The sequence below is a fragment of the Nocardiopsis sp. iso_40 genome (genome assembly GCF_056173285.1).
On record NZ_CM149666.1, the window covers coordinates 341,007 to 355,519 of the forward strand.

At 72.3% G+C, this 14,513-nt stretch carries 4 protein-coding genes; all 4 read left to right on the forward strand.

What is annotated here, in order from left to right:
• Positions 1–113: 113 nt before the first annotated feature.
• Positions 114–902, forward strand: coding sequence for a thioesterase II family protein (locus AC0VYD_RS01505; protein WP_475478226.1), 789 nt, complete (start codon positions 114–116; stop codon positions 900–902).
• A 72-nt stretch (positions 903–974) separates the two neighbouring features.
• Complete coding sequence (locus AC0VYD_RS01510; protein WP_475478227.1) at positions 975–2,006, forward strand: TauD/TfdA family dioxygenase; 1,032 nt, start codon at positions 975–977, stop codon at positions 2,004–2,006.
• Positions 2,003–3,838: a non-ribosomal peptide synthetase gene (locus AC0VYD_RS01515; protein WP_475478228.1), complete on the forward strand. Its 1,836-nt coding sequence runs from the start codon at positions 2,003–2,005 to the stop codon at positions 3,836–3,838. The genes AC0VYD_RS01510 and AC0VYD_RS01515 overlap by 4 nt, the downstream gene beginning before the upstream one ends.
• A gap of 146 nt (positions 3,839–3,984) precedes the next feature.
• The gene (locus tag AC0VYD_RS01520) at positions 3,985–14,511 is read left to right on the forward strand and encodes an amino acid adenylation domain-containing protein (RefSeq protein WP_475478229.1); all 10,527 of its coding nucleotides are present in this window, start codon (positions 3,985–3,987) and stop codon (positions 14,509–14,511) included.
• Positions 14,512–14,513 lie beyond the last annotated feature (2 nt).

Sequence of the window (14,513 nt, forward strand, 5' to 3'; positions counted from 1 at the left end):
GGCATATCTTTCCATTATTCGATCAGTTCCACAGAAGGAATTCCCGATGGCGGGCCGGGTGGCCCCGGGGATTGACGTCGGCCCGTAAGTGTGAACTGGAAAGGAACGGAATGATGGAATTCGAAAACGAATTGGCCGCGAGTGAGATCCTCTGGGAACTGCGGCGCGGTTCTCCCGGTGCCCCGTCCCTGTTGATCCTGCCCCACGCCGGAGGCAACGCCCACTACTACGCCCAGTGGGAGGAGCGCCTGCCCGAGGGGGTGGGCCTGCTGGTGGCCCAGTACCCGGGCCGGGGCTCGCGGTTCACCGACGACCTGCCCGAGAGCATCGACGACCTGGTCGCCCCGATCGTGGCCCTGCTCGCCAAGGACCACCGTGACCTGGTGGTACTCGGCCACAGCATGGGGACCCTGGTGGCCTACGAGGTCGCCCGGGGGCTCACCGAGGCCGGGCGCCCGCCCCGGGCACTCATCGGATCGGCCTGCCGCGCCCCCTTCCTGCCCAACCCCAGCCCGGTCCTGCCCGAGACGCTCTCGGACGAGGCCCTGGTGGAGGCGATCAAGGCCCGGGGCGGCACCGACCACGAGATCCTCGACGAGCCCGAGCTGCGGGAGATCATCCTGCCCTCGATCCGAGCCGACTTCTCCCTCGACGACGCCTACCGGCGCGATGACGCCGTGCGCACCCTGAACGTCCCCGTGACGATCGTGGGCGGCGACGCGGACTCCGTCGTCCCGGTGGGCGACCTCGTGGAGTGGCGCGAGGTGAACCGGGGCGAGACCTCCGTCGAAATCCTCTCCGGGGGCCACTTCTACTTCGACGAGAGCGAGGAGAACATGGCCCGCTTCATGGCGGTCATCGGTTCGGTGACCGCGTCGGTGTCCGTCGCACACGCGTCCTGAACAGCCCGGCGGAACGAAGAAGAGACCGTACGCAGCGCGGGTGGTCGGACCCGTGAGGAAGAAGGAGGAAGAATGTCGTTGGTAACCGAGAGGACCACGCCGCGCCGCGAGGCGGGCAAACCCTCGATCATCGAGATCCACGGTGCGCGGGACATGGACGAGGCCGTCCGGATCCTGGAGCGCGAGCGCGCCGCCATCACCGGTGAACTGGCCTCGGCGGGCAGCGTCCTGGTCAGGGGCCTTCCCGTCCGGGACGCCGCCGCCTTCGGCCGGGTCCGCGACGTGCTGATGCCCCAGCCCGCCGCCTACAAGGAGAAGGCGACCCCGCGCACCGACTTCGGCGGCGGCGTGTTCTCGTCCACCGACCTCCCCGCCATCCAGCCGATCCGCCTGCACAACGAGAACAGCTACACCCTCGACTTCCCGGGCACCCTGATGTTCTGCTGCGTCACCGCCCCCGAGAAGGGCGGCGCGACGACGGTGGGCGACATGCGCGAGGTGCTGGAGCTGATCCCCGAGGACCTGCGCCGCAGGTTCGAGGAACACGGGTGGCTGCTGGTGCGCAACTACTCGGCCCTGGCCGGCCTGCCCTGGCAGACCAGCTTCGCCACCGAGTCCCCCGCCGAGGTCGAGGCCTACTGCGCCGAGAACGTCATCGGCTGCGAGTGGCTCGACGCCGAGACGCTGCGCACCCGCCAGCGCCGGTCGGCGATCATCACCCATCCGGGTACGGGGGAGCGGGTCTGGTTCAACCACGCCGCCTTCTGGAGCCGGTGGTCCCTGGACGAGGACGTCCGCGACGTGCTGCTGGAGACCTACGGCGAGGACGGCCTGCCCTTCGAGACCTTCGTCGGTGACGGCACCCCGCTCACCCGGGAGGAGGCCGACGCGCTCAACGCCGCCTACACCGAGGCCACCCGCAGGGAGACCTACCAGGTGGGCGACCTGCTGCTGGTCGACAACATCCTCAACGCGCACGGCCGGGAGGCCTTCGAGGGCGACCGGAAGATCCTCGTCGCCATGGGCGACCCGGTGCCCCTGGCCGACTGCGCCCCGACCGCTCCCCCCGCCACCGGCACGAGCCAGACCGGGAGCGCCCAGTGACCACGTGGACCGAACCCCTCGCAACCCCGGCCGGGCGCGACGGCGCCGTCCGGGACATCCTCGACCGCCTCGCCGAAGTGCCCGGGGGCCGCGACGCCGTCGTCGACGGAGACCGCGTCCTCACCTTCGACCAGCTCAGGGCGGGCGCCGTGCACGTGGCCCGCGCCCTGGTCGGCCGGGGCATCGGCCGTGAGCGCGTCGTCGCCCTGTGCATGCCCCGCGGTGCCGACCTGGTCCTGGGCCTGATCGGCACCCTGACGGCCGGCGCGGCCTACCTGCCCGTCGACCCGGCCCTGCCCGCCGAGCGCCGCCGCCACCTGCTGGAGAACGCGGCCGCCGACCTGGCCGTCGTGCCCTGCACGGCGGGCGGGGACGGTCACGGGGACTGCGGCCGTGCGGAGGGGGCCGCCGCCGAGACCCTGGCCATCTGCCAGATCGTTCCCGTGCGGACCCCGGCCGAGGCGGGCCAGGAACCCTTCCTGCCCGCGGCCGTCAGCCCCGGCAACCTCGCGTACGTCATCTACACCTCCGGGTCCACCGGTCGGCCCAAGGGCGTGGAGGTCGCCCGCGCCTCGGTCTCGGCCCTCCTGACGGACCTGGAGGACGAACACCTGGTCGGTCCCCCCGGCGGCCGCGTGGGCTGGAACGCCTCCGCGTCCTTCGACGCCTCGGTCCAGCAGTGGGTCCGCCTCTGCAGGGGTGACACCGTCGTCACCCTCGACGACCGGACCCGGTCCGACCCGGCTGCCATGGCCCGGCTCATCGACGAGCAGGCCCTGACCGACCTGGACATCACCCCGTCCCACGCCGACCTGCTGCTCGACCACCTGGAGGGACGCCTGGGCCCGGACCGCGCGGCGGGTCCGCTGACGATGCTCATCGGAGGCGAGCCCATCAGCCCGCCCCTGTGGCAGCGCCTGAGCGCGATGGCGGAGCAGGGATCGATCCGCGCGGTCAACGTCTACGGGCCCACGGAGTGCACCGTCGACGCGACCGCGGGCTGGATAGACCCCTCCCGCGAACCGCACATCGGCTCCGTCCTCCCCGGTCTGGAGCTGCGCCTGCTGGACGAGCGCCTGCGCCCGGTGGCGGAGGGCGCCGCCGGTGAGATCTACCTCGCCGGGCACCGGGTGGCCCGCGGCTACCGCGGAGCCCCCGGCCTGACCGCCGAGCGCTTCGTCCCGGACCTCGCTGCCGCCGACGGTTCGCGTATGTACCGCACCGGTGACCTGGCCCGCCGCTGCGAGGACGGCCGCCTGGAGTACCTGGGCCGGGGAGACCGCCAGGTCAAACTGCGGGGCTTCCGCATCGAGCCCGGTGAGATCGAGGGCGTCCTGGGCTCCCACCCCGGTGTCGCCGAGGTGGTCGTCGACCTGCGCGACCTGGCCGGGGGCCCGGCGCTGGTGGCCTACTACCGGGCGCGCGGAGCCGGACCGGAGCGGGGGCTGCGCGACCTCGCCGCCACCGAGCTGCCCGGCTACATGGAGCCCGCCGCCTACGTGGAGCTCACCGAGTTCCCCAGAACACCCAGCGGCAAGCTCGACCGCGCCGCCCTGCCCGACCCCGAGCCGACGGTCCGGGACCGGGACGGCGAGGACGGCGCGGACCTGAGCCCCGTGGAACAGCTCATCGCCCAGGTGTGGGCCAAGGTCCTCGGCGTCTCGGTGATCGGTGCCCAGGACGACTTCTTCCGTCTCGGCGGCCACTCGCTCCTGGCCATCAAGCTGGTCTCCCAGGTCAAGGCGCGGATGGGGGTGAAGATCCCGCTCAAGGCCGTGTACGAGAACCCGAAGTTGCGCGACCTCGCGTCCGTCATCGAGTCCGAGGTCTGAGTGGGCGCTCTCGCTCGGAGAACCCGCCCGGCCGAACCCGCCCGCGGGGGGTCGATCTCCTGTCCTCGACCCCTCGCCGGCCCCCGAACGACCCCGTAGGCCCGCACGCCAGACCGGCGGCGAACCCCATCCGAGAAGGAGTAACCGTGATCCCCCTTTCCTACGCGCAGCGGCGGCTGTGGTTCGTGAACCGTCTTGAAGGGGCGAGTTCGACGTACAACGTGCCGGTGGTGGTGCGTTTCGGTGCTGGTCTGGACGCCGGTGTGCTGGAGGCGGCGCTGGGTGACGTGGTGGAGCGGCACGAGGTTTTGCGGACGGTCTACGGGGAGCAGGGGGGCGAGCCCTACCAGCGGGTGCTGGGCCCGGATGAGGGCCGTCCGGTCTTCGAGGTGGTGGAGTGCGCGGCCGGGGAGGTGGACGCGCTGGTGGGGGAGTTCGCGCGTACGCCTTTCGACCTGGCGGTCGACCGTCCGGTGCGGGTGCGTTTCCTCTCGTGTGGTTCGGGGTTGTCGGTGCTGGTGGTGTTGGTGCACCACATCGCGACGGACGGTTGGTCCGAGGGCGTGTTGGTGCGGGACCTGGCCGGGGCCTACGCCGCACGGCGTGGGGGCCGGGTTCCGGAGTGGGAGCCGCTGCCGGTGCAGTACGCCGACTACGCCCTGTGGCAGCACGACGTTCTCGGCAGCGCGGACGACCCCGAAAGCCTCCTCGCCCAACAGCTGGGCTTCTGGAACCGGACGATGGAAGGCGCCCCCAGTCCGCTGACGCTGCCCTTCGACCGGCCGCGTCCGGCCGTCCCGACCGCACGTGGTGCGCAGGTTCCCCTGGACGTCGACGCGGACCTGCACGCGGAACTCTCACGGGTGGCCGGGGAACACGGCTGCACCCTGCTGATGGTGGTGCAGGCGGCCCTGGCGGTCACGTTGTCCGAGGCCGGCGCCGGGAACGACATCCCCCTCGGGACTCCGGTGGCCGGCCGTGACGACGAGGCCCTGGACGACCTGGTCGGTTTCTTCGTCAACTCCCTGGTCCTGCGTACCGGCGTCGACCCGGACCAGACGTTCGCGGAGATGCTGGCCGGGGTGCGTGAGACCGACCTGAAGGCCTACGTGCACCAGGACGTGCCCTTCGACCTCGTCGTCGAGAGCCTCAACCCGAACCGCGCGGTCGCGCACCACCCGCTCTTCCAGGTGACGGTCGCGGTCAACGGAGAACCGGGCGGGCAGACGGCGTTCGAGGGCGTGGAGTCGGTGGAGCTCTCCTCCGTCTCCACCGGTGTGGCCAAGTTCGACCTGGCCGTGGGCTTCACCGAGCGCAGGGACGGGACCGGTTCCCCGGCCGGTCTGGCCGGTGTCCTGGAGTACGCGGTCGACCTCTTCGACGCGGACACGGTCCGGGCCGTGGCTACGGTGCTGGAGCGGGTGCTGCGGGCGATGGCCGAGGACGCCTCGGCGAGGGTGGGTGCCGCCGTGCACCTGTCAGACCCGGAGCGCACGGCACTGACAGCCCGATGCGCCCAGGAACCCGCTGCGGAGGCCGAACAGGACGGCCCGGCGCCGGGGGGCGCACAGACCCCGCGTCAGGAGATTCTGTGCGGGTTGTTCGCGGAGTTGCTGGACCGGGACTCAGTGGAGCCCGGGGAGAACTTCTTCCGTGCGGGCGGTAACTCGTTGCTGGCTCTGCGCCTGGTCTCGCGGGTGCGTTCGGTTCTGAACGCGGAGGTGGGGCTGCGGGACTTCTTCCGTGATCCGACGGTGCGGGGTGTGGACCGGTTGGTCACCCAGGGCCGGGGCGCGTCCGCTCGCCCGGCTCTGGTGGCGGCGGAGCGGGGTGCGGAGTCGCCGTTGTCGTACGCGCAGCGGCGGCTGTGGTTCGTGAACCGTCTTGAAGGGGCGAGTTCGACGTACAACGTGCCGGTGGTGGTGCGTTTCGGTGCTGGTCTGGACGCCGGTGTGCTGGAGGCGGCGCTGGGTGACGTGGTGGAGCGGCACGAGGTTTTGCGGACGGTCTACGGGGAGCAGGGGGGCGAGCCCTACCAGCGGGTGCTGGGCCCGGATGAGGGCCGTCCGGTCTTCGAGGTGGTGGAGTGCGCGGCCGGGGAGGTGGACGCGCTGGTGGGGGAGTTCGCGCGTACGCCCTTCGACCTGTCCGTGGACCACCCGGTGCGGATCCGCTGCTTCGCTCCTGGTTCCGAGGCTCCCGTACTGGTCGTTCTGATGCACCACATCGCCACCGACGGTTGGTCCGAGGGTGTGCTGGTGCGGGACCTGTCCGAGGCCTACGCCGCGCGGCGTGGGGGCCGGGTTCCGGAGTGGGAGCCGCTGCCGGTGCAGTACGCCGACTACGCGCACTGGCAGAACGACCTGCTCGACCCCGCCGACCCGGACGGGACGGCGGCGGGTCAGCTCGACTTCTGGAGCCGGACACTGGAGGGGGCGCCACCGCTCCTGGACCTGCCCCTGGACCGCGCCCGCCCGCAAACCCCCACCCACCGCGGCGAGAGTGTCGGCTTCGAGGTGGACGCCGACCTGCACGCGGGACTGGCGCGGCTGGCCAGGGAACACGGCTGCACCCTGTTCATGGTCCTCCAGGCGGCCCTGGCGGTCGCCCTGCGCAGGGCCGGTGCGGGGGAGGACGTTCCGCTGGGTACTCCGGTGGCGGGCAGGGCGGAGCCGGAGCTGGACGACCTGGTGGGGTTCTTCGTGAACACGCTGGTGCTGCGCACGGACGTGGCCGGGGAGAAGACCTTCGCCGAGGTCCTGGACGGGGTGCGCGAGGCCGACCTGGCGGCGTTCGACCACCAGGACGTGCCCTTCGACCTGCTGGTGGAGGAGCTCAACCCCGAGCGCTCCACCGCACACCACCCGCTGTTCCAGGTCACGGTCGCACTCAACCAGGCCGACACGGAGGGGTCCGCCTTCGGCGGTGAGTCCGTGGAGGTCACCTCGGTCGCCACCGGCGCGGCCAAGTTCGACCTCGCGGTCGGCTTCGTGGAGCACCGCGACGGGACAAGTGCCCCGGCTGGTCTGGCCGGTGTCCTGGAGTACGCGGTCGACCTCTTCGACGCGGACACGGTCCGGGCGCTCGTCGCGGTGCTGGAGCGGGTGCTGCGCGCGATGGCCGACGACGTCTCGGTACGTGTGGGTTCCTGCGTGGAACTGACGGAGCAGGAGCGCGCGGCGCTGACCACTCGTGTCGTTGAGCGGGTGCCCCCCGTGGGCAGCGGTGAGGGCGAGGCAGGACCTGACGCGCCCCGTACGAGCCGACAGGAGATTCTGTGCGGTTTGTTCGCCGGGTTGGTGGGTCGGGGTTCGGTGGGGCTGGGGGAGAACTTCTTCCGTGCGGGCGGTAACTCGTTGCTGGCTCTGCGCCTGGTCTCGCGGGTGCGGTCGGTGTTCGGGGTGCAGGTGGGGGTCCGGGACTTCTTCCGTGATCCGACGGTGCGGGGTGTGGACCGGTTGGTCACCCAGGGCCGGGGCGCGTCCGCTCGCCCGGCTCTGGTGGCGGCGGAGCGGGGTGCGGAGTCGCCGTTGTCGTACGCGCAGCGGCGGCTGTGGTTCGTGAACCGCCTCGAAGGGGCGGGTTCGACGTACAACGTCTCCGTGGCCCTGCGTCTGCGCGGTGCACTCGACGTACCCGCCCTCGAAGCCGCTGTCGGTGACGTGGTGGAGCGGCACGAGATCCTGCGCACCGTCTTCACCGAGCACGAGGGGCAACCCCTCCAGCACGTGCTCGGCGCGCAGCAGGCCCGCGAACGCCTCGCCCTGAGGGTGAGCGCGGTCCCCGAAGCCGCCGTCGCCGCCTCGGTCGAGGAGATCAACGACCACGCCTTCGACCTGGCCGAGGACCTGCTCGTGCGCGCCGAACTGCTGAGGACCGGCGACGACGAATCGGTTCTGGTGGTCTTGGCGCACCACATCGCGACGGACGGCTGGTCCGAGGGTGTGCTGGTGCGGGACCTGTCCGAGGCCTACGCCGCGCGCTGCCGGGGCAGGGCCCCGGAGTGGGAGCCGCTGCCGTTGCAGTACGCGGACTTCGCGCTCTGGCAGGAGGCCCTGCTGGACCGGACCGACCCGGAGGGCCTGGCCGCGGCTCAGCTGGACTTCTGGAGGGGGGCTCTGGAGGGCGCGCCCGAGGTCCTGGACCTGCCGTTGGACCGTGCCCGGCCGGCCGTGCCCTCGCACCGGGGCGGGAACGTCGCCTTCGGTCTGGACGCCGACCTGCACGGGCGGTTGCTGGAGATGGCGCGCGCCCATGGCTGCACCCTGTTCATGGTCCTCCAGGCCGCCCTCGCGGTCACGCTGAACCGTTCGGGCTCGGGGGAGGACGTTCCGCTGGGCACTCCGGTGGCGGGCAGGACGGAGCCGGAGCTGGACGACCTGGTGGGGTTCTTCGTGAACACGCTGGTGCTGCGCACGGACACCTCCGGGAACCCGGCCTTCTCCGAGTTGTTGGAGCGGGTGCGCGAGGCCGACCTGGCGGCGTTCGACCACCAGGACGTGCCCTTCGACCTGCTGGTGGAGGAGCTCAACCCCGAGCGCTCCACCGCACACCACCCGCTGTTCCAGGTGATGATGGTGCTCCAGAACAACACCGTCGTCGAACCGCACCTGCCGGGCCTGAGCGTCAGCCCCGAACCCTTCGGCTCACACGCTGCCAAGTTCGACCTCACCTTCGCCTTTCACGAGGGCCCCGAGGGGATCACCGGTGTCGTCGACTACGCCCGCGACCTGTTCGACCGGCGGACCGCGGAAGGACTCGGTGAGCGCCTGGTCCGGGTGCTCACCGCCGTCGCGGACGATCCCGGAACCGGTGTCGCCGATATCGACCTGCTCACCGACGACGAGTTCCGCTCCCTGGTGACCGACGTCAACGACACCGCGGCGGGCGAACCGTCGGCCCTCGTCCACACGCTTTTCGAGGAACGGTCCGCCGCGGCGCCCGACTCCGTGGCGCTGGTGTTCGAGGGCGCCGAGCTCACCTACACCGAACTGAACACCCGGGCCAACAGGCTCGCCCGCCATCTGCGGGCGAACGGTGTCCTGCCGGGCACGATGGTGGGCGTCCTGCTGGAACGCGGTGTCGACTACGCCGTCGCGCTGCTGGCCGTGCTCAAGGCCGGTGCCGGATACGCCCCCCTGGACCCGGCCTTCCCCGACACGCGGTTGGCGGCGATGGCGTCGGCGTCCGGAGCCGGTCTGGTCATCACCCGCGCCGGTCTGCTGGAGCGGGAGACGGGAGCGGTCCGCCTCCTCCCCGTCGACACCCTCGCCGTCCCGATCGCCGCACACGAGGGCACCGACCTCGCCCTGGAGCTGTCACCGCTGAGCACCGCCTGCGTGATGTTCACGTCCGGATCATCCGGCGTGCCCAAGGGGGTGCTCGCCCCGCACCGGGCCATCGTGTCCACCTTCACCGGCCAGCACTACGCCGAGCTGGGACCCGACCGGGTCTGGCTGCAGTCCGCCCCCGTCTCCTGGGACGCCTTCGTCCTGGAGTTCTGGGGAGCGCTGCTGCACGGCTCCGTCTGCGTCATCCAGAGCGGCCAGGTCCCCGAACCGCCGCGCATGGCCGAGCTGGTCGCCGAGCACGGAGTCGACTCGCTCTTCCTGTCCACCGGCCTGTTCAACCTGGTCGTGGACGAGTACCCCCGGGTCTTCGACGGAGTACGACAGGTCCACGTCGGTGGCGAGAAGCCCTCCGCCGAACACATGCGCCGATTCCGCGCCGCGTTCCCCGACACCAGCCTGCACAACGGGTACGGGCCGGTGGAGAGCATGGTGTTCACCCATTCCCACCGGGTGCGCGACCGGGAGGACGGGCCCGTGCCCATCGGGGGCCCGCTCGGCAACCGCCGGGGCTACGTCCTCGACGAGCGTCTGCGGCCGGTGCCCGCGGGCGTCCCCGGGGAGCTGTACGTGGCGGGTGCCGGGCTGGCGCACGGATACGTGGGGCGCCCCGACCTGACGGCCGAACGCTTCCTGCCCGACCCCTTCGGGGAGGCGGGGGAGCGGATGTACCGCACCGGTGACGTCGTCCGCTGGACAGCGCCCGGTCGCCTCCAGTACCTGGGCCGCGCCGACGACCAGGTGAAGGTGCGCGGTTTCCGGGTCGAACCGGGTGAGATCCAGGCCGTGGTCGCCGCGATGCCCGGGGTCGCCCAGACGGTCGTCACCGCCCGCAGGGACCACAGCGGGGCCATGGCCCTGGTCGCCTACGTCGTCCCCGAGGCCGGAGCGGTCCTGGACGGCGCCCGGGTCCGTGCCGCGGTCGCGGAGGCGATGCCGGACTACATGGTGCCCTCCGCCGTGATGGTCCTGGACGCACTGCCGTTGAACACCAACGGCAAACTGGACAGGCGCGCCCTGCCTGCTCCGGACTTCGCGTCCGCCACGGGTTCGGGGCGCGGTCCGCGCGGACCGCGCGAGGAGATCCTGTGCGGGCTGTTCGCCGAGGTGCTGGGGCTGGAACGGGTCGGTGCCGACGACTCCTTCTTCGACCTGGGCGGCCACTCCCTGCTGGCCACCCGCGTCATCGCCCGGATCCGCTCCGTGCTCGGCGCCGACCTCGGACTCCGGGAACTGTTCACCTCGCCCACCGTGGCCGGGGTAGCCCGGACGGTCGAGGCCGCCGGGGACCGCTCCGCGCGCCCCGGCGCGGTGCCCCAGACGCGGCCCGAACGCCTTCCGCTCTCCTTCGCCCAGCGCAGGCTGTGGTTCCTGCACCAGATCGACGGCCAGGAACGCGCCTACAACATCCAGACGGTGCTGCGCCTGGACGGTCTCCCCGACCCCGAGGCGTGGTCGGCCGCGCTGGCCGACGTCGTCCAGCGCCACGAGGTGTTGCGCACGGTCCTGCCCAGCGACCGGGGCGAGCCCTACCAGCAGGTCACGGACGGTTCCGACATCCGTCTGGGGGTGAGCGAGCACGAGGCCGAGCAGATTCCGGACGTGCTCCGGGAGATCGACTCCCACGTCTTCGACCTGGAGTCCGGGCCCCTGGTGCGCGCCGACCTGCTGCTCGCCGGTGAGGACGAATCGGCCCTGGTGGTCCAGATGCACCACGCCATCGGTGACGGCTGGTCGCTCGCCCCCCTGGTCGGAGACCTCCGGGAGGCCTACGCCGCGCGGTGCCGGGGACACGCCCCCTCGTGGGACGCGCTGCCCGTCCAGTACGCCGACTACACGCTCTGGCAGAACGCACTGCTCGGCGATCCCGAGGACCCGGAGTCGGCGCACAGCCGACAGGCCCGCTACTGGGAGCGGACCCTGAGCGGGCTCCCCGAGGTCGCGGAGTGGCCGCTCGACTTCCCCCGCCCCGCCGAGGCCCGCTACACGGGCGGCACCGTCACGACCGTGCTCGACGAGGACCTGCACGCCGGACTCCGGCGCATCGCCCGCGAGCACGACTGCACCCTCTTCATGGTGGTGCACGCCGCGCTGGCCGCCCTGTTCACCAGGATGGGCGTCGGCGACGACATCGCCGTCGGCACTCCGGTGGCCGGCCGCACCGACCCCGCTTTCGACGACCTCGTCGGGTTCTTCGTGAACACGCTGGTCCTGCGCACCGACACCTCCGGCTCCCCGACCCTCGCCGGACTGCTGGCCCGGGTGCGGGAGGCCGACCTGGCCGCGTTCGACCACCAGGACCTGCCCTTCGACCACGTGGTGGAGCTCGTCAACCCGACGCGCAGCACCGCACACCACCCCCTCTTCCAGGCCATGCTCTCCCTGGCGACGGGTGAGGTCTCCGCCGTTCCCGAGGGGACGGACCCGGGCCGCTACGGCCGCGCCGAGACCGGTACCGCCAAGTTCGACCTCGGCTTCACCGTCGCCGACCGCGCGCCGGACGGGACCCGGCCCGCGGCCATCGCCCTGGAGTACGCCACCGACCTCTTCACCGAACGGACCGCGCGGGACCTCCTCCGGCGCCTGGTCGCGGTGATGGGCGCCTTCACCGCCGACACCGGGCGAAGCCTCGACGAGCTCGACGTCCTCCTGCCGGACGAGCGGATCCGGCGGCTCGCGCCGACGGACGCCCAGGAGCCGCCCGAGCACCGGCCGACCTTCCTCGGACGGCTCGCGGAGCAGGTGCGCCGCACCCCGGACCGGACCGCGGTCATCTTCGACGGCAACGAACTCACCTACCGTGAGCTCGACGTCCGGGCCAACCGCCTCGCCCACACGCTGATCGGCCTGGGGGCGGGTCGTGACCGGCCGGTGGCCCTGCTGATGGAGCGTTCGGCGGACCTGCTCGTCGCCATGGTCGCCGTGCTCCGGAGCGGTTCGCCCTTCCTGCCGCTGGACCCGCGCAACCCCGCGGAACGGCTCACCGGCATCATCGAGGACTCCGGGGGCGGGCTGCTGCTGACGGACGCGCACACCGGCTCGCACGAGGCCGTGCGCGGGCTCTCCGCATCCGTCACCGTGCTGCCCGCCGACGAACCGGTCTCCGCGCCGGACGCCTCCTGGGACGAACCCCGCCCGCTCCCGCACCCCGACTCCCTCGCCTACGTCATCCACACGTCCGGGTCCACCGGACGCCCCAAGGGCGTGGCCGTCACCCACGCCAACCTCGCCCACCTGCTCCGCTCCCTGGAGGACGGCGGCTTCTACCTGAGCGAACCCGGGGTCAGCGCCTGGACCGCCAGCGCGGCGTTCGACGCCTCCGTGCAGCAGTGGGGGCCGCTCTGCCGAGGGGACGCGGTGCTGGTCGTGGACGACCGGACCCGCGAGGAACCGGACGCCTTCGCCCGGGAGCTGCTGCGCCACGGCGCCACCTACCTGTGCCTGACCCCCACCCACTGGGAGCTGGTGCGCGACGGGCTCCTCCAGCGGCCGAAGGACCTCCCCCCGCTGCGCCTCGCACTCGGAGGGGAGGCCGTACCAGCCCAGGTGTGGACCGAACTGGCGGCCGTGACAGACCGCGTCGCCGCGTTCAACCTGTACGGCCCCACGGAGGCCACGGTCGACGCCACGATGGCGACCGTGGCGGGGGAGCACCCGCACATCGGCCGGGGCCTGCCGGGCACCCGGACCCTCATCCTCGACGAACGGCTGCGGCCGGTGCCCGCCGGCGTCGTCGGCGAGCTGTACCTGGCGGGCGGGGGAGTGGCCCGCGGGTACCTGCACAGGCCCGGCCTGACCGCCGGACGGTTCGTCACCGACCCCTACGGGGAACCCGGTTCCCGGATGTACCGGACCGGGGACCGCGCCTCCCGGACCCCCGGGGGCGACATCCGGTTCCACGGGCGCTCGGACGACCAGGTCAAGATCCGCGGCTTCCGGATCGAACCCGGCGAGGTCGAGGCCGTCCTGTGCGCCCACCCCGACGTCGCACGGGCGGCGGTCGTGGTTCGCGAGGACCGTCCCGGAGACACGAGGCTGGTCGCCTACCTCGTGGCCGGGGCCGGACGCGGGATCGACCCCGACGAGCTGTCCGCGCACGCGGCACGATCACTGCCGGGGTACATGGTCCCCGCGGCGACCGTCGTCCTGGACGCCCTCCCGCTGAACTCCAGCGGCAAACTGGACAGGAACTCCCTGCCCGCGCCCCGCTACGCCCCCACCGAGGTCGGGCGCGAGCCGCGCACCCCGCGCGAGGAGGCGCTCTGCGCGCTGTTCGCCGAGGTCCTGGGGCTGGAACGGGTCGGAATCGACGACTCGTTCTTCGACCTCGGCGGGCACTCCCTGCTGGCCGCGCGGCTGGTCGGCCGAGCCGGAACGGAACTGGGCGCTGATCTCAGGGTCCGGGACGTGTTCCGCTCGCCCACCGTCGCCGGGCTGGCGGCCGAGACGGACCGGGGACGGCCGGGGCGGTCCCCGGCCGACGCGGGACCGGGCGGCGGGGCGGTGCCCGAGAACCCCGCCGACGCCCTGGACGTCCTGCTTCCCCTGCGGACACGGGGGGAGCGGCCACCGCTCTTCGCCGTCCACCCCGGAATGGGCATGAGCTGGTGTTATGCCGGCCTGGCCCGGCATCTGGCCGAGGACCAGCCGCTCTACGGCCTGCAGACGCGGGCGCTCACCGTTCCCGGGGAGCTGCCGCACAGCGTCGCCGAGATCGCCGAGGAGTACCTGGAGCGCGTCCGCTCCGTCCGGCCGCACGGCCCGTACCGGTTCCTGGGCTGGTCGTTCGGCGGCATCGTCGCCCACGAGATGGCGGTCCGCCTCCAGGCCGCGGGGGAGGAGGTCGCCTTCCTCGGACTCATGGACTCCTACCCCGTGCCGCCCGGCGCCGAGCGCACCGACTTCACCCAGGAGGAGGTCCTGGCGATGATGCTCGACCTCCCGGCCGACGCCGGCCCCGCCGGAACGCCGGTCGACCGCGCCGCGGTGGTCCGGGCCGTCCAGCAGGGCGATCCGGTCCTGGCCGAGTTCGAGGAGTCCGACCTGGCGCTCCTCGTGGACGCGGCGGTCAACCACGCGGTGGTCATGAACCGCCACACCCCCGGAACCTTCACCGGGGACGCGATCTTCTTCCGCGCCACGCGCGGGAGAACCGAGTACTCGCCCCTGGCCGAGTACTGGAGGGAACACGTCGACGGCTGCATCGACATCCACGACATCGACTCCACGCACATGGGGATGACCCGCCCGGAGCCGGTGCGGCAGATCGGCCGACTCGTGTCCGCCCAGATGGAATCCACCCCCTTCGAACAGCTGAGGAGCTGACG

Bases quoted from the DNA above. Each gene is read 5' to 3' on its own strand.
- AC0VYD_RS01505 (WP_475478226.1), top strand. From the start codon at position 114: ATGGAATTCGAAAACGAATTGGCCGCGAGTGAGATCCTCTGGGAACTG.
- AC0VYD_RS01510 (WP_475478227.1), top strand. From the start codon at position 975: ATGTCGTTGGTAACCGAGAGGACCACGCCGCGCCGCGAGGCGGGCAAA.